Genomic DNA, 24,276 nt, shown 5'->3' with positions numbered 1-24,276 from the left:
AGTTCTCGCCCGTTTCTCGGGTCGTGGTCGATACAGTCGGGGTATTGCTGACTCGGCCGGAGGCCCGCACTCGTGCTCGAAACGCTCGTGACGCTGCTCGTCGGCGTCGTCGTGATCCTCGTGATCATCGCCGCGAACGGCTACTTCGTCGCGCAGGAGTTCGCATACATGTCGGTTGACCGAGTGCGCCTCGCGGCGCGCGCGGCCGACGGTGACAAGGCTGCGGGGCGCGCGCTCGCGGTCACGAAGCGCAACTCCTTCATGCTCTCGGGTGCTCAGCTCGGCATCACGATCACCGGCCTGCTCGTCGGCTATGTCGCCGAGCCGCTCGTCGGCGAGTCCCTCGGGCGCCTGCTGGGCGGCGTCGGCGTGCCGGCCGCCGTGAGCATCACCGTCGGTACGGTGCTCGCCCTCGTCGTCGCGACCGTCGTGCAGATGATCTTCGGCGAGCTCTTCCCCAAGAACCTCGCGATCGCGAATGCCGAGCCCCTCGCACGCTGGCTGGCGCGCTCGACCACGATCTACCTCGCCGTCTTCGGCTGGCTCATCACCGTGTTCGACGCCTCGGCGAACCTGCTGCTCAAGGCGCTGCGCATCGAGCCCGTGCACGATGTCGACTCGAGCGCGACAGCCGTCGACCTGGAGCGCATCATCGGCGACTCCCGCACGAGCGGTGACCTGCCGGAAGAGCTCTCACTCATGCTCGACCGCATCCTCGACTTCCCGCAGCAGGACGTCGAGCACGCGATGATTCCGCGCTCGCAGGTCGACATCGCCCGCCCCGGTACGACGCTCACCGAGATTCGCGAGCTCATGGCGACGGCCCACACCCGCTACCCGGTGATCGGTGACGACGAGCAGCCGCTCGGCGTCATCCACCTCATCGACGTTCTCGAGACGGCCCTCGACGGCGAGACGCCCGTGTCGGAGCTCATGCGCCCCACGATCGTGCTGCCCACCCTCATGCGACTGCCCGACGCCCTCACGCAGCTCACGACGACACGCAATGAGCTCGCCTGCGTGATCGACGAGTACGGCGGCTTCGCGGGCGTCCTCACGCTCGAAGACCTCGCGGAGGAGGTCATCGGCGAGATCACGGACGAGCACGATCAGGATGTCAGCGAGCTCGTGGTGCCCGATGGCGACGACGTGTGGCTCATGGACGGCGACGTGCACGTCGACGAGGTCGAGCGCGCGGTGGGGCACGACCTGCCGCGCGGCGACTACGAGACCATCGCCGGCCTGCTCATCGCGGCGCGAGGCGAGCTTCCCGCGGCTGGCGACACCGTGACCGTCGAGCTGCCGATCGACGGCGCCGATCTCGTGGAAGACCACCCGCCGACTCGCCACCTCGAGGTCGACGTGCTCGAGGTCGACCGCCACGTGCCGAGCGAGGTGCGGGTGCGCCTCATCGAGACACCCGGCCGCCCCGACGACGCGGATGCTCCACCCGCGCCCGACGACGCGGATGACCCGCGCGAGACCGAGGGGGCAGACCGATGAACGGCTGGGTCGTCTTCGCCGCGACGGTCGCGCTCATCGCGCTGAGCGCGTTCTTCGTCGTCATCGAGTTCTCGCTGCTCGGCGCTCGACGCCATCGGCTGGAGGAGCAGGCGACGACGAGCCGGTCGGCTCGCGCGGCGCTCAAGGGCGTCAACGAGCTCACGATGATGCTCGCCGTCGCGCAGCTCGGCATCACGGCGTGCACCTTCGCGCTCGGAGCGGTCACGAAACCCGCCGTCGACGCGTGGCTGGGCCCGCTGTTCACCTCGTGGGGGCTCGTGGAATGGGCATCCGATGCCACCGCGTTCGCCCTCTCCCTGCTGCTCGTGACGTTCCTGCACCTCGTGGTAGGGGAGATGGCGCCGAAGTCATGGGCGATCGCGCACCCCGAGCTGTCGGCGCGCATCATCGGCGTACCCTCGCGATTCTTCGTCAACGTCTTCCGCCCGCTGCTGCGCTGGGTCAATGCGATCGCCAACCGGCTCGTCGCGGCGACGGGCGTCGAGCCTGCCGACCGCGCGGCGGTCGGCGGGCAGGATGCCGACACGATCCGGCATCTTGTGGAGCACTCGGCGAAGGCCGGTGTGCTGGAGCCGGAGTTCCGCCGGCAGATCAGCGGCATCATCGACCTGCAGTCGCTCATGGTCGAGTCGCTCGTCTCGTCGGACGCCCCGCCGACCTCGGTGCCGGCGAGTGCGACCGTCGCCGACGTGCAGGAGGTTGCGATGGCGTCGGGCCACCTGCGCATCCTCCTCGAGGCGGAGAGCGGTGCGCCCGAGGTCGTGCACGTGCGCGACACGCTGCTCGCGTCGGCGGAGTCCCCGGCGGCTGCGACCGCGCGGCCTGCGTACGTGATCGCTGCGGGAACCCCCGTGTACGAGGTGATGTCGGGCATGCGCGAGGCGAGCGTGCAGCTCGCGGTCGTCATGGATGGGCAGAGGATGCTCGGGGTCGTGACCCTCGCAGATGTCCTAAGGCGCGTTCTGCCGCAGTCGGTGTAGCCGCGCGCAGTAGGGCTAGTGCGAGCGCAGCAGCTCGATGAGCTCGTCCTTGCGCAGGTCGCTGTAGCCGCTCAGGTCGAGCTCGCGCGCGCGGTCGCGAAGCTCCCCCACCGTCCACTCCTCGTAGGGCGGCGAGTCGCCTCCGCGCGACCCCACCGTGCTCTCGCCGTCGCGCGCCGCGGCGTTGGAGATGCGAGCCGCCTTCTCCTTGGATGCGCCGTCGTCGCGCAGCTTCTCGTACAGCTCGGGGTTCTTGAGGCTCGGGTTGTCGTTGTTCGCGGGCATGGTCGTACCTCCCTCGGTCGTGCGGTCGGGAGCACCCTAGCGAGAGTCCCGGGTGGGGCACTCAGGTGCGACCATGGAGGCATGACGAAGGAACTGCACATCACCGGAGACACTGACGCCGACCGCCTGCTGTCCACCGAACCGCTCGCGCTCCTGGTCGGCATGCTGCTCGACCAGCAGGTCGCGATGGAGGTCGCCTTCGCGGGGCCCGCGAAGATCCGGGAACGACTCGGCGCGTTCGATGCCCGCGCCATCGCCGAGCACGATCCCGAGCAGTTCGCTGCGCTGTGCGCGCAGACGCCCGCCGTCCACCGGTTCCCGGGCTCGATGGCGGCGCGCATCCAGACGCTGTGCGCCCAGCTCGTAGGCGAGTGGGGCGGCGACGCCGCGGCGATCTGGACGCGCGGCGAGCCCGACGGTGGCGAGGTGCTGAAGCGCCTGAAGGCACTGCCGGGCTTCGGCGAGCAGAAGGCGCGCATCTTCCTCGCCCTGCTCGGCAAGCAGTACGGCCTCGAGGCGCCGGGGTGGCGCGAGGCCTCGGGCGACTACGGAGTCGAGGGCGCGCGCCGCTCGGTCGCCGACATCACGAGCCCGGAGACACTCGCCGAGGTGCGAGAGAACAAGCGCGCCGCGAAGGCTGCGAAGAAGGCCTCGGCGTAGGGCGTCACGGTTCCGGATGCACGAACGCCGGCCGCCCGAGGGCGACCGGCGTTCGTGAGGAGAGGCGTCCTACTCGGTGAGCGAGTCGACGTACTCCTGGTTGTCGGCGATCCACTGGTCCACGAGGGGGCCGTAGTCGTCGGTGTCGTTGTCCACGAAGAGGAGGTTCTCCAGGTCGTAGAGCTGCTCGAGCGACATCTCGAAGTTGCTGAGCCAGTCGGCGACCTGCGGGAAGTCGCTGTCGAAGCCCGTGCGGCTGAAGATGTGCAGACCCTCAGCATCACCCAGAGCACCCTCAGGGTCCTCGAGGTTCTTGATCGGGAACGCACCGTAGGCCCAGTGCGGCTCCCACAGCGTCACGACGACGTTCTCGCCGGCGTTCGTCGCAGCCTCGAGCTCGGTGAGCATCGCGGCGGTCGACGACGTGGTGAACTCCATGCTGTCGAGGCCGTAGTTCGGGATGACGGCGTCCTCCATGGCGGCCGTGAGGCCAGCGCCGGGCTCGATGCCGACGATCTGGTTGCCGAAGGCGTCGGCGTTCTCCGCGAGCTCCGTCAGGGAGTCGATGGGTGCATCTTCGTTCACGGCCACGGTCAGCGCGGCGTTCTCGTTCCACGAGCCGAGGTCGGTCATGTCCTCGCCGAACTCCTCGACGTACTCGGCGTGGGTGCCGGGCAGCCAGACGTCGGTCGTGAAGTCGTAGTCGCCCGTCGAGAGACCCGCGAAGAGCGGGGCGACATCGGCGTACTCGAGGGTCACGTCGTAGCCCTCATCCTCCAGAACGGCCTTCCACAGCTCGGAGGTCGCGATGCCCTCGTCCCAGCCGTTGAAGACGGCGAGGGTGATCGAGCCCTGCGACTCGGGCGAGCCCTCGTCGCCGTTGCTGCCGTTCTCACCGGTCTCGCCGGCGCAACCGGCGAGCACGAGAGCGGCGGCCGCCGAGGCGGCCAGGAGCGCGTTGCGGCGCTTCGTCATAGTGTCTCCTTTCGTGACCTGCGGGGATCTCCCGCGGTCGTTCACGTGGTCGCCCTCGGGTCACCGAGGGCGGCACGCACGCTCGCGCTGGTGCGCGAACGCGGGTCTCTGGGGGTCTCTGGGGTCAGTTACCGCCGGGGGAGCGGCGAGGGCCGGCAGCCATGGCGACCGAGGCCTCGTCGTCGGTCTCCGCGGGCGTCTCGTTGCGGGCACCCGTGCGCTGCCGAGCAGCGTTCGCGGCCCGGAGGCGCGCATACAGCCCCTGCTTGCGCCCGAAGGCGCCGGTGAGCCTGTCGAGCAGGATGGCGAGCACGACGACGGCAAGGCCCGCTTCGGCGCCGAGGGCCGTGTCGAGACGCCCGAGGCTCGCGACGATCTCGCCACCGAGTCCACCCGCGCCGACGAGGCCGGCGATGACGACCATCGACAGCGACAGCATGATGATCTGATTGACCCCGGCCATGATCGTCGGCAGTGCGAGCGGCAACTGGATCTGGCGCAGGATGCGACCGGGCGAGGAGCCGAACGCGCGCCCGGCCTCCACGACCTCCTTGTCGACGCCGCGAATACCGAGCTCGGTCAGTCGCACTCCGGGGGCGAGCGCGAAGATGATCGTCGCGACGATGCCGGGGGCGACGCCGACCCGGAAGAGCAGGAGCGCCGGGATCAGGTAGACGAAGGCGGGCATCGTCTGCAGGAAGTCCAGCACGGGGCGCATGATCGTCGAGAACGTCGTCGTGCGGGCCGCCGCGATGCCGAGCGGCACGCTGATCACCGTCGCGATGAAGGCCGCGACGAGGACGAGTGCGAGCGTGTCCATCGCGTTGACCCACTGGTCGACCGACACGATGAAGAGCAGACCGAGCGTCGACCCGAGAGCGAAGAGCCAGCCGCGCGCGAAGAGCGCGACCACGGCGACGGCGATGATGATGACCCAGAACGGCGGTGTGACGAGCACCCAGCCGATGGCGTCGTACATGCCGAGGAAGATGCTGCGCAGGACGCCGAAGAACGCGGCGAAGTTGTCGACGACGAAGTCGACGCCGCCCTCGATCCAGTCACCGAAGGGAATGCGGAAGAGATCGGTCATGAGCGCACCTCCTTCGCGGTGGTCTGCCCATCGGACGAGTCCTGCAGCGCCTTGTCGACCATCGCGACGGGAAGCGGCGGCTCGAGCACCGCGATCTCCTCCGTAGGAGCCTGGGCGCCGCCCAGGGCGATGAGGAGCGTGATGCGCGGCACGACGCCGAGAAGGCGCCCCTTCTCATCCGTGACGGCGAGCGGCAGGGGCGACTCCACCGAGGGGACGACGAGCTCGAGGAGCGCCGTCGAGGCTTCCACGGCCGAGTAGTCGTCGCTCACGGCGCTCGTCAGATCGGTGGCCCCCGAGCGGACGAGCTGCAGGGCATCCCGATCGGAGATCACACCGAGGAGGCGGCGGTCGCGACCGACGACGAACGCGGCAGAGATCTGCTCGTCCCGCATGGTGCGCAGCGCCGCGCGCGGCCCGGCGCTCGCGAGCGCCACGCCCTTCGCGGGCTCCATGACGCTCGACGCGGTGAGCACGCGGGCTCGGTCGACATCCTGGACGAACTGCTCGACGTAGTCGTTGGCGGGGTCGGTGAGGATGTCCTCCGGCGTGCCGACCTGCACGATGCGGCCGTCCCGCATGACGGCGATGCGGTCGCCGAGGAACATCGCCTCGTTGAGGTCGTGCGTGATGAAGACGATGGTCTTGCCGAGCGTCTCCTGGAGCTCGAGCAGCTGCTCCTGCATCTCGCGGCGGATGAGCGGGTCGAGCGCGCTGAACGCCTCGTCCATGAGCAGGACGTCGGTGTCGGCGACGAGAGCGCGGGCGATGCCGACGCGCTGGCGCATGCCGCCGGAGAGCTCGTCGGGCATCGACTCGGCCCAGTCGCCGAGGCCGACGAGCTCGATCGTCTTGCGTGCAGCCTCAAGGCGCGCCGCGCGCGAGTCGCCGCGGATCTCGAGCGGGTATGCCACGTTCTCGAGCACGGTGCGGTGGGGCAGGAGGGCGAAGTGCTGGAAGACCATCGAGACGCGCTTCTGACGCAGGGTGCGCAGGCGGCGCGCGGGGATGCCCGTGAGGGGCTCCCCGCCGATCTCCACCGCGCCGGCAGTCGGGGTGAGCAGCCCGTTGAGCATGCGGATGAGCGTGGACTTGCCGGAGCCGGAGAGGCCCATGACGACGAAGATCTCGCCGCGCTTGACTTCGAAGCCGGCGTCGATGACGGCGGCGGTCGTGTCGGAGTCCAGGTCGGCGCTCGCGCCGCCATCGCGCAAGTGTCGGAGGGCTTCGGTGCTGCGGCGCCCGAAGATCTTGTACAGACCTTCGGCCTTCAACGCGATCTCGTCAGTCACGGTCTCCTGTGCCTCGCCGCGATGAGCGTGAGGTCTTGGATCAGTAGTCCGAGCGTCGAGAGGCGCGGCGCGATACAGGGTGCACGCGCCGTGCAGGAAAGCCGTCGGTGGCTTCCGCTCTCAAACGCGTGACGTGCGGCTTCGTACTTCGGTGCCGCGCGTGGACGTGGGGGCGGATGGTCCCGAACCGGCCGTGTCGGACGCGACACCGTGGGACAGCGGGGACGCTAACAGGGTGCGAGGGCCTCGTGCGAACTGGCGACGAGGGCCTCGCGGAGGCCCGCATCCGCACCATGATGCGTATCGAGTGGCCGCGAGGGGCAAGAAAATCGCCTCTCGTTGTTATCTGATCGTGATGCTCGCAGGCCACGCACGCACTATCTCCCCCGGACGACGGATGCCCCGTGGCGCCCTTCCCGGCACTCTGGTCGCCATGCGCAACGTCCTGATCTTCCTCACCCTCGCCTTCGGGCTCAGTTGGCTCGTGGCCCTGCCGCTGAGGTTCGGCGACGGCCTCGCGAGTCCGTTCTTCGGGCTCATCGCCCTGCTCATGATGGCGACGCCGGCGATCGCCGCGCTCGTGGTCGTGTTCTTCGTCGAGAAGCCCGCACGGCGGGCCCACGCGCTCGGGTTGTGGCCGATCGGGCGCCCCGGCCGGTTCCTCGGCTATCTCGCTCTCGCGATCGTCGTGCCGGTCGCGCTCATCCTCGTGGCTCTGCCGATCGGCGCGCTCCTGGGCGTGTATCCGGCCGATTTCGTGGGCTTCAGCGGCTTCCAGGCGGTTACGGATGCCCAGCTTGAGGCCACGGGTGCGCCCGCGCTGCCCTTCCCGATCGGCGTGCTCGTCGCCCTGCAGTTCGTCAATGTGCTCATCGGCGCCTTCCTCAACCTCATCCCCGCGATGGGAGAGGAGCTCGGCTGGCGCGGGTGGCTGCTGCCGAAGCTCCTGCCGCTCGGGGTGCTGCCGGCGATTCTGCTCTCCGGCGTCATCTGGGGCCTGTGGCACGCGCCTCTCGTGCTGCTGGGCTACAACTACCCGCTCGCGCCGGGCTGGCTCGGAGTCGTGATGATGTGCGGCATGTGCATCCTCATCGGAGCGGTGTTCAGCTGGTTGCGTCTGCGCTCGGGAAGCGTGTGGGCGCCCGCCCTCGCGCACGGAGCGTTCAATGCCGCCGCCGGTTTCTCGATCGTGTTCGTCGCCGCGGGAGAGGTGATCGACACGACCCAGGCGACCGTTCTGGGCTGGAGCGGGTGGATCGTGCCGCTCGTGCTCGTCGTCGTGCTCGCGCTGACGGGCAAGTTCTCACCGCGCGAGGCGGCCGAGCGGGTCGAGCCCGGTGCTGCGGAGGCGGACGGGAGCCCGCTCACGCGCCGTTAGGGTGGAAGGCGTGTCTAAAGTTCTGACTTCCCTACCCGTCGGCGAACGCGTCGGCATCGCTTTCTCCGGAGGGCTCGATACCTCCGTCGCCGTCGCCTGGATGCGCGACAAGGGCGCGGTGCCCTGCACCTACACGGGCGACCTGGGGCAGTACGACGAGGACGACATCGAGTCGGTGCCGGGCCGCGCGACTGAGTACGGCGCTGAGATCAGCCGCCTCGTGGACTGCAAGGAGGCTCTCGTCGAAGAGGGCTTCGTCGCGATGGCCTGCGGCGCCTTCCACATCCGCTCCGGCGGCCGCGCGTACTTCAACACGACGCCCCTCGGCCGCGCCGTGACCGGCACCATGCTCGTGCAGGCCATGAAGGAGGACGGCGTCGACATCTGGGGCGACGGCAGCACCTACAAGGGCAACGACATCGAGCGCTTCTACCGCTACGGTCTGCTCGCCAACCCGCGCCTGCGCATCTACAAGCCCTGGCTCGACGCCGAGTTCGTCACCGAGCTGGGCGGTCGCACGGAGATGAGCGAGTGGCTCGTCGCGCACGGGTTGCCGTACCGCGACTCTGCCGAGAAGGCGTACTCGACTGACGCGAACATCTGGGGCGCGACGCACGAGGCGAAGACCCTCGAGCACTTGAACGTCTCACTCGAGACGGTCGAGCCGATCATGGGCGTCAAGTTCTGGGACGAGTCGGTCGAGATTCCGACTGAGGACGTCACGATCGAGTTCGCGGAGGGCCGCCCGGTCGCGATCAACGGCGTCGAGTACGGAGACCCCGTGCACCTCGTGATGGAGGCCAACACGATCGGTGGCCGGCACGGCCTGGGCATGAGCGACCAGATCGAGAACCGCATTATCGAGGCGAAGAGCCGCGGCATCTACGAGGCGCCCGCGATGGCGCTGCTGCACCTCGCCTACGAGCGCCTACTCAACGCGATCCACAACGAGGACACCATCGCGAACTACCACGCGGAGGGCCGTCGCCTGGGTCGTCTCATGTACGAGGGGCGCTGGCTCGACCCGCAGTCCCTCATGCTGCGCGAGTCCATCCAGAAGTGGGTCGGCTCGGGCGTCACCGGCACGGTCACGGTGCGCCTGCGTCGCGGTGAGGACTACACGATCCTCGACACCGACGGCCCCGCGCTCTCCTACGCCGGTGAGAAGCTCTCCATGGAGCGCGTCGGCGACGCGGCCTTCGGCCCGACGGATCGCATCGGTCAGCTCACTATGCGCAACCTCGACATCGCCGACTCCCGCGCGCGCCTCGAGCAGTATGCCGCTGCGCGCATGATCGGCGGCGCCACGGCCAAGCTTGTCGGCCGCATCACGGCAGGTCACGCTGACGAGGTCTTCGACCCCGCTGATCCGGATGCCCGCGACGCGTTGAGCGAGGCCTTCGACGCCGCCGGCGGGGGTGCGGCGTTCGACACCGGCACCGACTGAGTAGACGAGGAGTGGCGGCCGCGCCGTGAGCCCCCTCTCGACGCGGCCGCCGGATGCGTCAGCTGCGCAGACTCTCCTCGAAGGAGGCCTGGGCGTCGCTGATGGTCTCGAAAGACCCCAGTTCGGCTCCGCGGCAGCTGACGAGTCGATAGCGCTGACCGTTGTCGCGCTCGATGATCGCGGACGGCTCCTCGCCGCAGTATCCGATGAGGACGAGCGCCGGAGAGTGCGGCACAACCTTCCACTGGACGAGCGGCGTGCGCGCGGTCGTCGTCGACTCGCGCTTGTCGGTGATGGTTGTCATGGCGTTTCCCCCTGCTTCTGCGCGGCGCCCACCTGTCGCGCGGTGGGAACGATGTGCCCACACTGTAGTACCCCCCGAAAGGGGGTAGAAGGGACTTGACGGCGCGTGTGCGACAGAGTACGGCGCAGCCGCGTCGTGAGGCCGAATCGGGCATTCGGCTGTGCCTCAGACGGGGTGTCTTCCCGTAGGCGTCAGTCCGTGCGCGCGGGGCGCTTGGTGCGCGGCTTCCGGGGCCCGCGGTCGGGCTTGAGCTCGATGAGGCGGCCGCTGATGCGCGTCGCCTCGAGCTTCTTGAGCGTGGCGGGCGGCATCGACGCCGGCAGCTCGACGACGGAGAAGTCGAGCTTGATGTCGATCGCGCCGAAGTCTTCGCGGCTGAGGCCGCCCTCGTTGGCGAGCGCTCCGACGATCTGGCGCGGCTCCACCCGGTGGCGTCGGCCGACCTCGATGCGGTAGGGGGCGAGCGCGGGGCCGTTGCCGCGGCGCGGCGGTCGCTCGCCGCGCTCGGCGCGATCCGTGCGGGTGGCGCCCCGGGCATCCCGATCGTCACGCTCCATGCGGGGCGGGCGCATGTCGTCCTCTGTGAGCAGCAGGGAGGTGCCGCCCTGGGCGACGACCGCGAGCGCGGCGGCCACGTCGGCCTCCGGCACGTCGTGGTGCTCGACGTAGTGGCCGATGATGTCGCGGAAGACGCTCATGAGCTCGCCGTTCGTGAGCGCCTCGCTGATGGCCTCGTCGAAGCGGGCGAGGCGCGTGGCGTTGACGTCGTCGACGGTCGGCAGCTGCATCTGCGTGAGCGGCTGCCGCGTCGCACGCTCGATCGCGTCGAGCAGCCGGCGCTCGCGCGGGGTCACGAAGCTGATCGCGGCGCCGCTGCGGCCCGCGCGACCCGTGCGGCCGATGCGGTGCACGTACGACTCCGTGTCGGTGGGAATGTCGAAGTTGACGACATGGCTGATGCGCTCGACGTCGAGGCCGCGCGCCGCGACGTCGGTGGCGACGAGGATGTCGAGGGTGCCCGACTTGAGCTGCTCGACCGTGCGCTCACGCTGCACCTGCTGCACGTCGCCGTTGATCGCCTGGGCCGAGTAGCCGCGAGCGCGCAGCTTCTCGGCGAGCGTCTCGGTCTCGTTCTTGGTGCGGACGAAGATGATCATGCCCTCGAAGTTCTCGACCTCGAGGATGCGCGTGAGGGCGTCGACCTTCTGCTGGTAGGAGACCACGAGGTAGCGCTGGCTCGTGTTGGCCGAGGTCGTCGTCTTCGTCTTGACGGTGATCTCTTGCGGGTTGTTCAGGTGCTGCTGCGAGATGCGGCGGATCGCGGCGGGCATCGTCGCCGAGAAGAGCGCGACCTGCTTGTCGTCGGGCGTGTCGGCGAGGATCGTCTCGACGTCTTCCGCGAAGCCCATCTTGAGCATCTCGTCGGCCTCGTCGAGCACGAGGTACTTGAGGGCCGTGAGGTCGAGCGTGCCCTTGTCGAGGTGGTCCATGATGCGGCCGGGCGTGCCGACGACGATGTGCACGCCGCGGCGCAGGGCCGAGAGCTGCACGCCGTACCCCTGCCCGCCGTAGACGGGCAGCACGTGCACGCCGGGCAGGTGGGCTGCGTACTTCTCGAACGCCTCGCAGACCTGCAGCGCGAGCTCGCGCGTGGGGGCGAGCACGAGGGCCTGCGGCGTCTTCTGCGCCATGTCCAGGCGCGAGAGGATCGGCAGGGCGAAGGCGGCGGTCTTGCCGGTTCCGGTCTGGGCGAGGCCGACGACGTCGCGACCGGCGAGCAGCGGCGGAATGGTCGCCGCCTGAATGGCACTGGGATGCTCGTACCCCACGTCGCGCAGCGCGGCGAGCACGGCGTCGCTGAGGCCGAGCTCGGTGAAGGGAACGGTGGTCGGGGCGGAATCGGCCTCGGTCGTGGCGGAGTTCTCTGGAGGCGTCATACCCCTAACGGTACGCGGTGCCCACCCACGCCCGCGCGGAACGACTTATATTTAGGCCAATATCACTGCTAGACTTATGACATGGCCGAGACTCGCGTGGCGCTGCTCGTCGACATCGTCGACTCGCGTGCGCTCGCGGACCGCGCGCACGCGCAGTCCGCCATCCTCGACGCCTTTCAGGCCGCTGCCCGCGACATTCCCGTCGCGGTGCCGCTGTGGGCCACGGTCGGCGACGAGTTCCAGGCCGTCTTCGCGACGGCCGCCGACGCCGCGCGCGCGACCGCGCTCGTGCGGCTCGCGCTGCCGATCGAGGTCGACTGCCGGTTCGGCCTGGGGGAGGGCGACATGCGCGAGGTCGGCGAGGGTGATCGCGGGCCCATCTACGACGGCTCGGCCTGGTGGCGCGCACGGGAGGCCCTCGAGAAGGTGGAGCGCGACCAGGAGCGCGCGGCACCGTACGCCCGCAGCTGGCTCGTGGGCGACCCTGCCGACGCGGCGCAGGTCGGCGCTCTCAACGCGCACCTGCTGCTGCGCGACCACCTCATCGACACCATGTCTCCTCGCGCACGTCGCCTGGCGGCGGGCACGCTGAGCGGCGCGACGCAGAGCGAGCTCGCCGCGCGCGAGCGCATCAGCCAATCGGCCGTGTCGCAGAACCTCCGGCGCTCGGGCGCAGCCGCGCTCGTCGCCGCCGATCGCGCCCTCGCAGAGGTGCCCGCGTGATCGCCGCACTGCTGCTGCTCGGGGTCGGGGTCGGCGATATCGCGCGCCGCCGCGTTCCGGGCAGCGCGCACGCCGTGGTCGGTGCGCTCGTCGCGGTCGGCCTCATCGTCGCTCCCGGGCTCGCGCTCGGTCTGCCGGTCGCCCTCGTCGTCGCCGCGGCGCTCGTCGCGATCGTCTGGATGCTCGCCCTCCGCATCGACGACGACGCCCGTGCCCCGTGGTGGCCGGTCGCGGTGCTGCTCGCCGCCGTCGCTCTCGGTGCCTGGGCCGGCCCGTGGCCGAGCCTGCCGAACGGGCCGCTCGACGGCTGGGCGGCCTTCGACCTCGACTCCACCGTTGCGCTCGTGATTCTCGCCGTCGCCGTCTCGCTCGTGACGACCGCGAACCTCGTGACGCGCGCCATCCTCGCCGCCGCTCGCGGAGGAGGCGCCGGTGCGCCGGCCGCGGCCTCCGGCTGGCGGCTGCGCCTCGGCAGCCGCACGATCGGCAGCATCGAGCCGCGCACGGCGGCACCCGCCGAGTCGGCGCCGAGCCCCCTGCTCGGCGGCCGCATCATCGGCCCGCTCGAGCGGCTGCTCATCGTCCTCCTCGCGCTCGCGGGCGCCCCGACCCTCATCGCCGCCCTGCTCGCGGCCAAGGGCATCGTGCGGTTCCCCGAGATCTCGGCCGACCGCGGCACGGGCTCCAAAGCCGAGGAGTTCCTCATCGGCAGTCTCACGAGCTGGGGGCTCGCGGGGCTTGGCTTCCTGCTCATCGTCGCCGCGCAGAACGCCTGATATGTCTCGCATTATCAGGGCAGGACTTATTATGGAGTCCTCTAGGTCCTAGAGAGCAGCCAGGAGCGCATGCATCGGCCACGCGGTGGCGCCCCGTACCCTGAAGGCATGGCTTCTGCACGCGGTATCGGCAACAACGGCGCAGCGGTCGAGCGACCGCAGATTCGCCCGAAGGCGGAGGGCTGGCAGCAGAAGCTCGGCCCCGACGGCCGCCCGGCCCTGCAGTTCGCCGAGCCGAAGCGCGGCAAGCCGCCCGTGCACCTCGCCGACCTGAGCGTCGCCGAGCGCGAGAAAGCCGTTGTCGACCTCGGTCTGCCGAAGTTCCGCGCGAAGCAACTGTCGACCCACTACTTCACGCACCACACTTCCGACCCCGAGCGGATGACCGATCTGCCGGCCGCAGGCCGTGAGGAGCTCGTGGCGGGCATCCTGCCCCCGCTCCTGACGGAGGTGCGCCGCCTGCGCACCGACAACGGCGACACCATCAAGTTCCTGTGGAAGCTGCACGACGGCGCGCTCGTCGAGAGCGTGCTCATGCGCTACCCGGGCCGCATCACGCTGTGCGTGTCGAGCCAGGCCGGCTGCGGCATGAACTGCCCGTTCTGCGCGACCGGTCAGGCGGGGCTCACGCGCAACATGTCGGCGGCCGAGATCGTCGACCAGGTGGTGCGCGCCAACGCGGCGATCGCTTCGGGGGAGCTCGGCGGCAAGAAGCGCGGCGAGACGACGCCCGAGCGCGTCAGCAACATCGTCTTCATGGGCATGGGCGAGCCGCTCGCCAACTACAACCGCCTCATGAGCGCGGTGCGCACGATGGTCGCCCCGCAGCCCACAGGGCTCGGGATGTCCGCCCGCAACGTCACCATCAGCACCGTCGGTCTCGTGCCCGCCATTCGCAAGCTCGCCGACGAAGGCCTGCCCGTGACGTTCGCGCTCTCCCTGCACGCGCCCGACGACACGCTGCGCGACGAGCTGATCCCCGTCAACTCGCGCTGGAAGGTCGACGAGGCGCTCGACGCCGCGCGTGAGTACTTCGAGAAAACCGGTCGGCGGGTGTCGATCGAGTACGCGCTCATCAAAGACATGAACGACCACGCGTGGCGCGCCGACCTGCTCGCCGAGAAGCTCAATGAGCGCGGGCGCGGCTGGGTGCACGTCAACCCCATCCCGCTCAACCCGACGCCCGGCTCCATCTGGACGAGCTCGGAGCCCGCCGTCATGCGCGAGTTCGTGCGCCGCATCGACGACGCCGGCATCCCCACGACTCTGCGCGACACCCGCGGCAAGGAGATCGACGGGGCCTGCGGGCAGCTCGCCGCGACCGACGCCTGAACTGTTCACCTCGGGGGCCGCTGGTTCCGACATACTGTCGACTATGACCCTCGACTCCTTCAGCGGCGACATCACTCTCTGGGTGATCATCGGCGTGCTCGCTCTGCTCGTCCTCATCGTGATCGTCGTGATCCTCCGCTCCATCAAGGTGGCGAAGCCCGACGAGGCGATCATCGTCACCTCGCGCCAGCGCACCCCGAAGGAGCGCGAGCAGAACCACGAGAAGGAGAACGTCGGCCAGAAGGTCGTCTTCGGCTCGCGGGTCTTCGTCAAGCCGATCGTCGAGGCCTACTTCAAGCTCAGCCTGCGCTCGCGCCAGCTCAACGTGCAGGCGACCGCGCAGACGCGCGACGCCATTACCATTCGCGTCAACGCTGTCGCCGTCGTCAAGGTCGGCGGCTCCGAGCCCATGGTGCGCGCCGCCGCGCAGCGCTTCCTCAACCAGCAGGACCAGATCGAATCCTCCACCGAAGAGGTGCTGAGCGGCTCGGTGCGCTCGATCGTCGGCCAGCTCACCGTGACCGAGATCATCACCAACCGCTCGGCCCTGCAGGAGCAGGTGCTGGAGGCGGTGCGCGAGGCCCTCGACATCCAGGGGCTGCAGATCGACACGCTGCAGATCAAGGAGATCGACGACGACAACAACTACATCCGCGACCTCGGCCGCGCCGAGGCGGCGCGCGTCAAGCAGGTCGCCGAGATCGCCGAAGCGCAGGCCCAGCAGGCCTCTGAGGAGGCGCGCATCTCGGCCGCGCAGAAGATCGCCGAGAGCCAACGGGCCCTCGACCTGCGCAACGCCGAGATTCAGAAGGAGACCGACAAGGCGCGGGCCGAAGCCGCCGCAGCGGCACCGCTCGCCGAGGCGATCGCGCAGCAGGAGGTCGTGAGCCAGCAGGAGGTCACCGCCCAGAAGCGCGTTGGTCTGCGCAAGCAGGAGCTCGACGCCGAAGTGCGCGCCGTCGCCGACGCCGAGGCCTACGCCGTCGAGAAGCGCGCCGACGCGGCCGCCCTCGCCTCCGTCGCCAACGCGAACGCCGAGAGGGACGCCCGCAAAGCCTCCGCCGAAGCCATCGAGGCCGAGGGTCTCGCCGAGCGCAACCGCCGCCGCAGCGCCGCCGAGGCCGTCGAGGCGGAGGGCATCGCCGAGCGGGCGCGCCGCATCGCCGCCGCCGAAGCACTCGCCGCCGAGGGTGAGGCCGAGGCCTCGGCCATCCGCGTCAAGGGAACCGCCGAGGCCGACTCGACGCGCGCGCAGGCCGAGGCCCTCGCCGAGCGCGCCGAGGCGCTGCTCAAGCAGCGCGTCATCGACCAGCTGCCCGAGATCGTGCGCGCCGCCGCCGAGCCGCTGAGCGCCATCTCGCAGATGACGGTCATCTCCTCCGACGGCACGGGCACCAACCAGCTCGGAGACAACGTCGCCGGCCAGCTCGCGACCTCGACGAAGATCATTAAGGATCTCGTCGGCATCGACATCGGCGAGCTCATCAACGGCAAGGTCGTCGGCGAGGCGACGGGTGCTGCGGTCGCGAAGGGCGCGGCCTCCGGGGCGAAGCGCCCCGGAGCGAAGAGCTAGGGCGCAGGCTCGGCGGGTGGGTCGGCGTCAGCGGCTGGCGCGCCCGCGAGCTCCGCACGAGCGAGCGCGTCGCGCGCGAGCAGTGTCGCCCCGACGACCGCGGCGGGCATGACGACGATCGCACCGCCGGGCACGAGGTAGAGCAGCTGGGTCGCGACGCCGAAGCCGAGCGCGCGCGCCCGCGAGCCGCGGATGAGTCGAGCGCGCGCCGCACCGTCGATGCCGCGCGCCTCGAGCGGCCGCGTCGTGAGCTCGCGCTGGATGAGGTGGCCGCCCAGCAGCACGCCCGTCACGGGACCCGTGACCGCGCCCATGATCGGCAGGAGGCCGGCGAGGAACGTCAGGAGGCCGTAGCTGATCGCACGCAGCACGAGCAGGATGCCCCCGCCGAACGACCTCCAGAACGTCAGCGGCGTCGGCGCGAAGCCACCGAGGTCCTGCTCGGTGCGGCGCCACACGCGCTCGTAGAAGGGGTCGCCGATGAGCAGCGTGAGAGCGGTGAACGTGTAGACGGCGGCGATGATGACGCCCGCCACGAGCAGGATCGCCACGACTGCGCGCAAGGCGTCGCGCCACCCGGCGTCCCACTCCTCGGCGAAGCCCGTGAGCACCGCCGACAGATCCTGCGCATTCAGTCCCATCAGGACGAGCACGGTGGCGATGATCGCGGCCGCGATGACGGCAGGCAGCATGCCGAACAGCATGAGACCCGGCCGCCGCCGCCACGTCGCGAAGCCGCGGAAGACGAGGGAGGCGCCCGCGATGAACTCGCGCACGATGCTTCCGGCACGGGATGCTCCGCGCCCGCCGCCCGCCCGTCTCGCCATGCCCTCCAGAGTAGGGGCGCCGCACTGCGCCCGCTCGGGCGGCCCGCCGTCTACGCTTGGCTCGCGTGAGCCACACGCCCGCCGACCCCGCCGCGCTCGACGCTCTCGAGGTGCTCTCGCAGCTCATCGCGATCGACTCCGTCAACAGCGACCTCGTGCCCGGGGGCGCGGGGGAGTCGGCGATCGCCGACTGGTGCGCCGCGTGGCTCACCGACCACGGTCTCGAGGTGACGCGCCTCGAAGCCCGAGCCGGGCATCCCTCTCTCGTCGCGATCGCGCGCGGCACCGGAGGGGGCGCGACGCTCCTGCTCAACGGCCACCTCGATACCGTCGGTGTCGCCGGCTACGACGGCGACCCGTTCTCGGGCGCGCGCGAGACGGTCGACGGCGCGGAGCGGGTCGTGGGCCGCGGCGCCTTCGATACCAAGAGCGGCGTCGCCGCCGTCATGGTCGCCACCGCGCGCGCCCTCGCCGCTGGCGCTCTGCGCGGGGATGCCGTGCTCACGCTCGTCGCCGACGAGGAGTTCGGCAGCACCGGCACCGTCGAGACCCTCGCCCACCTCGCCGCGATCGGCGTGCGACCGGATGCCGCCATCGTCGTCGAGCCCTCCGCGCTCGAGCTCACCGTCGCGCACCGCGGCTTCGCGTGGTTCACGGTGGAGTTCGCCGGGGTCGCCGCCCACGGCTCGCTGCCCGAGCAGGGTGTCGACGCGATCGCCGCGGCAGGCGCGTTCCTGCGCGGGCTCGACCAGCTGCGGGCCGATCTCGAGAGCACCCCGCCGCATCCGCTGCTCGGGCACGGCACCGTGCGGGTCTCCACGATCTCCGGTGGCACCGATGAAGCCACGGTCGCCGACCGCTGCGTGCTCACCGTCGAGCGCCGCACCCTCCCCGGTGACGACCTCGACGCTGTCGAGCGGCAGCTGCACGACCTCGCCGCGAGCGCAGTCGCGCACGTGCCCGGCGCGGTCGGCGCGGCGCGCCGTCAGGTGGCGCGAGCGGCTTTTGCGGTCGAGCCCGACTCGGCGATCGTCGCCACGGTGGCGGAGCCGGTCGAGCGCGTGCTCGGCCGCCCGGCGCGGTTGCGGGGGGAGCCGTTCTGGACGGATGCGCGCCTCGTGCAGGAGGCAGGCATTCCGTGCGTCGTCATCGGCGCCGACGGCGGGGGAGCGCACGCCGACCTCGAGTGGGCCGACGCCGCCTCCGTGGTCGCCCTCACCGACGTCATCGAGGGGACCATCCGACGGGTCTGCCGCTGACGAGTGCTGCCGCCCAGCTCGGCGCTCAGCCCGGCACGCGGTCGACGACGAGCCCGTCGAAGAGCTTGTCGAACACCGCGAGCCGGTCGAACTGCAGCGCGTAGTCGCGGGCGCGGCGCGACCACTCCCGGCGCTCCTCCGCGGTGAGCTCGAGCACGGCGCGGTCGATCGCGGCCGCGATCGCATCCGGATCATCGACCGGCACGATCATCGCCGTGTCGCCGACCGCCTCGATGATGCCGCCCGTGTCGGCCGTGATGACGGGGCCCGACCCGGCGAGCATCGCCTCCGCGAGCGCGATGCCGAAGGTCTCGACGAACTCCGGGCGCGGCTTGCTCGGCAGCACGTAGGCGGCGCAGCCGGCCATGAGGTACGGCTTCTCGGCGTCGGAGACATCGTTCGCGAAGACGATGCGGTCGGCGACTCCCGAGCGAGCCGCGACCTCGCTCAGCGCCGCCTCCTCGGGCCCGCGGCCCGCGATGACCAGGGTCAGCCCCGCGTGGGCGCGGCTGCGCGCGAAGCCCGCGATGAGGTCGTCGACGCCCTTCGCCTTCGTCAGGCGCGAGAGGAACAGCACGTAGCCGTCGCGCGCGAGGCCGCGAGCGGCCAGCCGACGCTCGAGCTCGCCCTCGTCGAGGTCGAGGTATGCGCTCGTGTCGATCGCGGGGTACGAGATCGTGATGCGCTCGCGGCACTGCTCGGCGAAACTCGTGCCGTGGCGCTCGTCGATGAGAGCCGCCGAGTCGACGATGAGGTCGCGCGTGTACTCCGAGACGGCGACGCACCGATCGCTGCTGAGGTAGCTCGCGAGCACGTGCGCCGCCGCGCCGTACTGGCCAGACTGGACGCAGCTGCACACGACGTTCGTGACATCGCTGCCGACGGCTTCGGCGATCGTCGTCACGTCGACGGGCAGGCCCGTGCTCCAGGCGACGCGCACGGCGTCGGAGACGGCGAGGGTGTGCGGGCTCAGGTACAGCGACATGCACACGGTCGGCACGCCGTCGGTGAAGAGCTCGACGAGCCGCCCCGTGATGCCGGCCAGGTATCGCCCGTCGATGACTTTGTAGTCGCCAACGCCGTCCGGCCGCTCGACGACGATGCCGGGGCTGTAGGGCGTGATGCTCTCGGCCGGCTTGAGCGGCAGACCGCTGCGCTCAAGCTGCTCGAGCGGCCACGTGACGATGCGCACCTCCGTGAAGCCGCGCAGCAGGGCGGCCTCGGCGAGGTTGCGCGCTTCGACCGAGTGGCCGCAGATGACCGGGTCGGCCCGCACGACGATGACGAGGCGGCGCAGCGAATCGCTCATGGAGTGCTCCTTCGAGGGTGGTCGGCGGGCGTCGGTACGTGGGCGGGGTGCGGCAGAGACGGGGGCCGGATGCTCGTGCCCCAGTTGCTCGGAGCATCACCGAGCTCCACCACGAGCTGGCCGCCGCGGTGCAGCTCGTGACCCGTGAGCCAGGGCCGCTCGAGGGTCGCGCCGTCGAGCTGCACGCCCTGCACGTACTGCGGCGGAGCATCCCGATGCGGCTCGCGGAAGCCGCGCGTGACGATCTCGAAGCGAGCGTCACCCAGATCGAGCCGCGACTCCTCGAAGGAGGGGGTGCTGAGCAGCAGCAGGTTCTGGCCGGCGACGGGGAAGAGGCCGAGCGAGGCCCACACGTACCACGAGCTCAGGCCGCCCGAATCGTCGTTGCCGGGCAGGCCGCCGGGCCCGATGCCGAACTGCTGGTGCACCGCAGCGTGCACGATCTCGGCCGCGCGGTCGGGGCGGCCGGCGTAGTGGTACGCCCACGGCGCCTCCATATCGGGCTCGTTGTTGAGTCCCTCGAAGCGCCCGAGAGCGTACCCCGCCGCGAGCTCCGCGAGGCTGGGCGCGAGGCCCGGCTGAGCCGCTGGCGGTGCACCGACGCCGAAGAACCGGTCGAGGAGCGCGACGAAGGCGTCGTCGCCGCCGACGTCGGCGATGCGGGAGGCCATGTCGTGCAGGAGGCGGAACGAGTAGTTCCAGGTCGTGCCCTCGTAGAAGGTCGAGTCGCGCAGCAGCCCCGTGGCGGGGTCGAACGCGGTGCGCCAGCGCTCGGCGAGCGGGGCGAACTCCTCGACGAGCGCGGTGTCGCCGAGGCTCTGCGCGACGCGCGCCGTGCACCAGTAGCCGAACGCGAGGTCGAGCGTGTGGCTCACGGGGTCGACGATGCCGCGCTGCAGGAAGTCCTCCCCGTAGGTGCGGCGCAGGTCGTTGTGCATGTGCACGAGCGCCCAGTCCCAGTCGATGCCGGGCAGGCCCAGCTGGTTCAGGTCGGCGAGGAAGGTGTGCGCGAGCGCGCTCGCCTGCCGGGAGAACCGGTCGCTGCCCTTCGCCATGCGGTAGCCGATCGGGAAGTTGCCCTCCTCGGCGCAGATCGTGAGCATGGCGTTCGCGAGCTCGACGCTGCGCTCGGGGAAGAGGGTCGTGATGAGCGGCAGCTGCGTGCGGTAGATGTCCCACATCGTGCTGATGTCGAAGGCGAAGGGACCGTCGACGGGCCAGAACGGGCTCTCGTTCATCGCGAGGCTCGGCTTGATGAGCGAGTGGTAGAGCGCCGTCGAGAAGACGGTGCGGCGCTCGGCGCTCGGTGTGGCGACCTCGATGCGGCCGAGGTGCTCGCGCCAGGTCTGCTCGGTCGCCTCGTGCCGGTCGGCGAAGCGGGCGGGTCCGTCGCCGCAGTCGGCGCGCAGGTTGCGCTCGGCCTGCTCGACGCCGCGCATCGAGAAGCCGAAGCGCAGCTCGATCGTCTCTCCGTCGCTCACCGGCCCCGCCCACATGAGCCCGAAGGAGCGCAGGGTCGTGGGGCGAATGGAGTCGAAGTCGAGGCGCGTGCCCCCGTGCATGAGCCGCCGGTCGTACCAGAGCAGCTGTCGCCAGTGCCGCGCGTCGCACTCGATGTGCACGGCGAGCGGGGTGCCCTCCACGACGATCTCGCCCTGCGCGACGCCGGGGGCGATGGAGTGCAACTGGGCGCGCAGCGGGATCGTCTCGCCGTGCGGGATGGCGAGCCCTCCGAGCGAGAAGTCGATCACGAGCCGGGCATCCCGGTGCCGGGGAAAGGTGTAGCGGTGCACGGCGCTCTTGGGGCCGACCGTGAGCTCGGTGCGCACGCCCGAGCCGAGCGTGGCGGCGTAGCGACCGGGTGAGGCCTCCTCGTCGCTCAGCGACCACGAGCGGCCGAGCGCGTCGAGCGGCTCGAGCATGGGCGTGACGCGGAAGTAGTTGTAGTACTTGCGAATCGCGCCCGTGCCGCTCTGCTGGAAGTGCGTGAAGCCGCTCGCGAGGGGCTCGTCGTAGAGGCGGGGCGGCCGGCCCTCGGTGCTGAGGTCGTACTGCCCGTAGCCCGTGGGGTATGCGCCCGAGTACGCGCAGGCCGAGACCATGCCGAAGGGGTGCGTCGCCCCCGGGTGGGTGTTGCCGATCTGCGGCTTGGGCGACCACCAGGAGGCCGCGAGGCCTGTGCGCTCGGGCAACTGCGTCTGGGTCGTGCCGATGAACGGGTCGACCCACTCGATCACGATGCCCGCCCCGGTCTCGCCATGGCCTCACGCTACGAGCGCACTGTGTCACCCGGATTACGGGCTCGTGACGAATCGTGCGGCGACCGCGTTCAGGGGATGCTGAGCCAGACGGCTTCCGATGCGCGGCGCCCGCGCCATAGGCTGTTGTCCAGTCGTGCACCGCCGCCACCGTCGCGCCCCTCAGCGCGGCTCGAGGTGCACCGAGCGAACCCACGAGGAGCCTCATGAACAAGTACGCAGTCGTCAACCCCGCGACCGGGGAGACGCTCTCCACGTATCCGACCGCGAGCGACGCCGACATCGTCGCGGCCGTCGACGCCGCTGCCGCCGCCTACCGCGACTGGTCGCGCACGACGACGCCGGATGACCGTTCCGCCCTCATCACGAAGGTGGCCGAGCTGCACCGCGAACGCCGCCAGCACCTCGCCGAGATCATCGTGCGCGAGATGGGCAAGCCGATCGGCGACGCCCTCGGCGAGGTCGACTTCTCCGCTGACATCTACCAGTACTACGCCGACCATGGCCCCGAGCTGCTCGAGGACGAGCCGATCGACCTGGCGGAGGGCAGCGAGGGCTCCGCGGTCATCCGCAAGAGCCCCATGGGCGTGCTCATCGGCATCATGCCGTGGAACTTCCCGTACTACCAGGTCGCTCGCTTCGCGGGCCCGAACCTCATGCTCGGCAACACCATCCTGCTCAAGCACGCCGCGCAGTGCCCCGAGTCGGCTGCGGCGATCCACGAGATCTTCGCCGACGCGGGCTTCCCGGTCGGCGCGTACACGAACATCTATGCGACCAACGAGCAGGTGGCCGACATCATCGCCGACCCGCGCGTGCAGGGCGTCTCGCTCACGGGCTCGGAGCGCGCCGGCGCCGCGGTCGCCGAGCAGGCGGGGCGCCACCTCAAGAAGGTCGTGCTCGAGCTCGGCGGCAGCGACCCCTTCATCGTGCTGAGCACCGACGACCTCGACGCGACCGTGCAGATGGCGGTCGATGCGCGCCTCGACAACAGCGGGCAGTCCTGCAACGGCGCCAAGCGCTTCATCGTCGTCGACGACCTCTACGACGCGTTCCTGGAGAAGTTCACGGCCGCGATGGCGGAGGTCTCGCCGAGCGACCCCATGGGCGAGGGCAGCGGCCCGCTCGGCCCGCTCTCGTCGTCGACGGCCGCGGAGAACCTCGAGGACCAGGTCTCGCGCGCGGTCGTCGGCGGCGCGACGATCGCCACGGGAGGCACCCGCGAGGGCACGTTCTTCTCGCCCACCGTGCTCACGGGCGTCGCTCCCGGCAACGACGCGTACTACGAGGAGTTCTTCGGGCCGGTCGCGCAGGTGTTCCGCGTCGCCGACGAGGACGCCGCGGTCGAGCTCGCGAACGACACGCCCTTCGGCCTCGGCTCGTACCTGTTCACGACCGACGAGCAGCAGGCGGCGCGGGTCGCCGACCGCATCGAGGCGGGCATGGTCTACGTCAACTGCGTGCTCGCCGACAGCGCCGAGCTTCCCTTCGGCGGCATCAAGCGCTCCGGCTCGGGCCGTGAGCTGGGCACGCTCGGCATCGATGAGTTCGTCAACAAGAAGATGATCCGCATCGCCTGATCGTCCACCGCATGCCGCCCGGCTCCGTAGGCTGGGCGGCATGCTGCGTTTCGAGGAGCTCGCCTACGAGTCGACGCCCATGGGCGAACTCACGCTGCGCCGCCGCCACATCGCGGCCGCCGGCACGGACGTGTTCGAGGTCAAGCTCGGCGAGGAGTACCTCATGTCGAGCCTCTTCACGGTCGCCGAGGAGGAGCTCGCCCGGCTGGGCCTCGCCGCCGTCGCCGCACCGGGCCCGCTCGACGTCGTCGTAGGAGGCCTGGGCCTCGGCTACACGGCGGTCACGGCGCTGGCCGACGAGCGCGTGGGCACCCTGACCGTCGTGGATGCTCTGCCGGAGGTCATCCGCTGGCACGAGCAGCGCCTGCTGCCGGTGAGCGAGTCGCTCGTCGGCGACACGCGCACGCGCCTCGTCCACGCCGACTTCTTCGCCGTCATGCGCGGGGAGCCCGGCGCCGAGCCGGCCGTGCCGGCCACGCTCGACGCCATCCTGCTCGATGTCGACCACACGCCGACCTTCACGCTCGACGCGAGCCACCTCGATCTCTACACGGTCGACGGGGTGCACCGGCTCGCCCGCCACCTGCGGCCCGGCGGCGTCTTCGCCCTGTGGTCGGACGACCCGCCCGAGGAGTCGTTCCTCGCCGTGCTGCGCGAGGTCTTCGAGGCGGTCGAGGGGCACACGGTCGAGTTCGCCAACCCGCTCACCGAGGGCACCTCGCGCAACGGCGTGTACGTCGCCCGCCGCGCCTGAGTCGCCCGACACG

21 protein-coding genes are annotated in these 24,276 nt (G+C 70.6%); 12 read left to right on the top strand and 9 right to left on the bottom strand.

What is annotated here, in order from left to right:
* Positions 1-72: 72 nt before the first annotated feature.
* Both FK219_RS07435 and FK219_RS07430 read left to right on the top strand, forming a co-directional pair.
* A complete protein-coding gene (locus FK219_RS07435) occupies positions 73-1,503 on the top strand; it encodes a hemolysin family protein (protein WP_152583564.1) in 1,431 nt (476 codons plus the stop codon).
* Complete coding sequence (locus FK219_RS07430; RefSeq protein WP_152583563.1) at positions 1,500-2,504, top strand: CNNM domain-containing protein; 1,005 nt, start codon at positions 1,500-1,502, stop codon at positions 2,502-2,504. The genes FK219_RS07435 and FK219_RS07430 overlap by 4 nt, the downstream gene beginning before the upstream one ends.
* Positions 2,505-2,519: 15 nt before the next feature.
* Here FK219_RS07430 and FK219_RS07425 read toward each other — a convergent pair whose 3' ends face one another.
* A complete protein-coding gene (locus FK219_RS07425) occupies positions 2,520-2,789 on the bottom strand; it encodes a DUF7218 family protein (protein WP_152583562.1) in 270 nt (89 codons plus the stop codon).
* A gap of 81 nt (positions 2,790-2,870) precedes the next feature.
* Between FK219_RS07425 and FK219_RS07420 the strand changes: the two genes are divergently transcribed.
* Complete coding sequence (locus FK219_RS07420) at positions 2,871-3,449, top strand: HhH-GPD-type base excision DNA repair protein (RefSeq protein ID WP_152583561.1); 579 nt, start codon at positions 2,871-2,873, stop codon at positions 3,447-3,449.
* 69 nt (positions 3,450-3,518) lie between these two features.
* Here the strand turns inward: FK219_RS07420 and FK219_RS07415 are convergent, their stop codons facing one another.
* The 3 genes from FK219_RS07415 to FK219_RS07405 all read right to left on the bottom strand — a co-directional run bounded on the left by FK219_RS07415 (position 3,519) and on the right by FK219_RS07405 (position 6,806).
* Positions 3,519-4,424, bottom strand: coding sequence for a glycine betaine ABC transporter substrate-binding protein (locus FK219_RS07415; RefSeq protein WP_152583560.1), 906 nt, complete (start codon positions 4,422-4,424; stop codon positions 3,519-3,521).
* Between the two features lie 124 nt (positions 4,425-4,548).
* Positions 4,549-5,514, bottom strand: a complete 966-nt coding sequence (locus tag FK219_RS07410; protein ID WP_152583559.1) for an ABC transporter permease — start codon at positions 5,512-5,514, stop codon at positions 4,549-4,551.
* Positions 5,511-6,806 (bottom strand): quaternary amine ABC transporter ATP-binding protein, encoded by a 1,296-nt coding sequence (locus FK219_RS07405; RefSeq protein WP_152583558.1) that lies wholly within the window; start codon positions 6,804-6,806, stop codon positions 5,511-5,513. Before FK219_RS07405 ends, FK219_RS07410 begins: the two co-directional genes overlap by 4 nt.
* A gap of 433 nt (positions 6,807-7,239) precedes the next feature.
* Between FK219_RS07405 and FK219_RS07400 the strand changes: the two genes are divergently transcribed.
* Both FK219_RS07400 and argG read left to right on the top strand, forming a co-directional pair.
* The gene (locus tag FK219_RS07400) at positions 7,240-8,184 is read left to right on the top strand and encodes a CPBP family intramembrane glutamic endopeptidase (RefSeq protein ID WP_152583557.1); all 945 of its coding nucleotides are present in this window, start codon (positions 7,240-7,242) and stop codon (positions 8,182-8,184) included.
* Positions 8,185-8,194: 10 nt separating this feature from the next.
* Complete coding sequence (argG, locus tag FK219_RS07395) at positions 8,195-9,631, top strand: argininosuccinate synthase (protein WP_152583556.1); 1,437 nt, start codon at positions 8,195-8,197, stop codon at positions 9,629-9,631.
* A gap of 58 nt (positions 9,632-9,689) precedes the next feature.
* Here argG and FK219_RS07390 read toward each other — a convergent pair whose 3' ends face one another.
* A complete protein-coding gene (locus tag FK219_RS07390) occupies positions 9,690-9,935 on the bottom strand; it encodes a hypothetical protein (protein WP_152583555.1) in 246 nt (81 codons plus the stop codon).
* Between the two features lie 191 nt (positions 9,936-10,126).
* Positions 10,127-11,872, bottom strand: coding sequence for a DEAD/DEAH box helicase (locus FK219_RS07385; RefSeq protein ID WP_152583554.1), 1,746 nt, complete (start codon positions 11,870-11,872; stop codon positions 10,127-10,129).
* Between the two features lie 81 nt (positions 11,873-11,953).
* Between FK219_RS07385 and FK219_RS07380 the strand changes: the two genes are divergently transcribed.
* From FK219_RS07380 to FK219_RS07365, 4 genes are all read left to right on the top strand, one after another.
* Positions 11,954-12,595, top strand: a complete 642-nt coding sequence (locus tag FK219_RS07380) for a SatD family protein (protein ID WP_152583553.1) — start codon at positions 11,954-11,956, stop codon at positions 12,593-12,595.
* Complete coding sequence (locus tag FK219_RS07375; RefSeq protein ID WP_328821643.1) at positions 12,592-13,371, top strand: hypothetical protein; 780 nt, start codon at positions 12,592-12,594, stop codon at positions 13,369-13,371. Before FK219_RS07380 ends, FK219_RS07375 begins: the two co-directional genes overlap by 4 nt.
* 108 nt (positions 13,372-13,479) lie before the next feature.
* Complete coding sequence (rlmN, locus tag FK219_RS07370; RefSeq protein WP_152583552.1) at positions 13,480-14,703, top strand: 23S rRNA (adenine(2503)-C(2))-methyltransferase RlmN; 1,224 nt, start codon at positions 13,480-13,482, stop codon at positions 14,701-14,703.
* A 43-nt stretch (positions 14,704-14,746) separates the two neighbouring features.
* The gene (locus FK219_RS07365; protein WP_152583551.1) at positions 14,747-16,276 is read left to right on the top strand and encodes an SPFH domain-containing protein; all 1,530 of its coding nucleotides are present in this window, start codon (positions 14,747-14,749) and stop codon (positions 16,274-16,276) included.
* On the opposite strand, the gene FK219_RS07360 is transcribed toward FK219_RS07365, so the two are convergent.
* Positions 16,273-17,103: an EI24 domain-containing protein gene (locus FK219_RS07360; RefSeq protein ID WP_152583550.1), complete on the bottom strand. Its 831-nt coding sequence runs from the start codon at positions 17,101-17,103 to the stop codon at positions 16,273-16,275. The two genes, FK219_RS07365 and FK219_RS07360, sit on opposite strands and share 4 nt — an antisense overlap.
* Before the next feature lie 65 nt (positions 17,104-17,168).
* On the opposite strand from FK219_RS07360, the gene FK219_RS07355 reads away from it, so the two are divergent.
* Positions 17,169-18,362, top strand: a complete 1,194-nt coding sequence (locus tag FK219_RS07355) for a M20/M25/M40 family metallo-hydrolase (protein WP_152583549.1) — start codon at positions 17,169-17,171, stop codon at positions 18,360-18,362.
* 25 nt (positions 18,363-18,387) lie between these two features.
* On the opposite strand, the gene FK219_RS07350 is transcribed toward FK219_RS07355, so the two are convergent.
* On the bottom strand, positions 18,388-19,671 hold the full coding sequence (locus tag FK219_RS07350) for a glycosyltransferase family 4 protein (RefSeq protein ID WP_152583548.1): 1,284 nt from the start codon (positions 19,669-19,671) through the stop codon (positions 18,388-18,390).
* Positions 19,668-21,908 carry a glycoside hydrolase domain-containing protein gene (locus tag FK219_RS14095; RefSeq protein WP_152583547.1) on the bottom strand — a complete coding sequence of 747 codons (2,241 nt, stop codon included), beginning with the start codon at positions 21,906-21,908 and terminating at the stop codon, positions 19,668-19,670. The genes FK219_RS07350 and FK219_RS14095 overlap by 4 nt, the downstream gene beginning before the upstream one ends.
* A gap of 227 nt (positions 21,909-22,135) precedes the next feature.
* Here FK219_RS14095 and FK219_RS07340 point away from each other — a divergent pair, with 227 nt between their 5' ends.
* Both FK219_RS07340 and FK219_RS07335 read left to right on the top strand, forming a co-directional pair.
* Positions 22,136-23,509 carry an NAD-dependent succinate-semialdehyde dehydrogenase gene (locus FK219_RS07340; protein WP_152583546.1) on the top strand — a complete coding sequence of 458 codons (1,374 nt, stop codon included), beginning with the start codon at positions 22,136-22,138 and terminating at the stop codon, positions 23,507-23,509.
* 40 nt (positions 23,510-23,549) lie between these two features.
* Positions 23,550-24,263 carry a polyamine aminopropyltransferase gene (locus FK219_RS07335; protein ID WP_152583545.1) on the top strand — a complete coding sequence of 238 codons (714 nt, stop codon included), beginning with the start codon at positions 23,550-23,552 and terminating at the stop codon, positions 24,261-24,263.
* Positions 24,264-24,276 lie beyond the last annotated feature (13 nt).

It is taken from the genome of Microcella pacifica (genome assembly GCF_009371975.2).
Taxonomy (GTDB): Bacteria; Actinomycetota; Actinomycetes; order Actinomycetales; family Microbacteriaceae; genus Microcella; species Microcella pacifica.
Note: the sequence above shows the minus strand (reverse complement) of the source record. Positions and strands in the feature narration are given on the sequence as shown.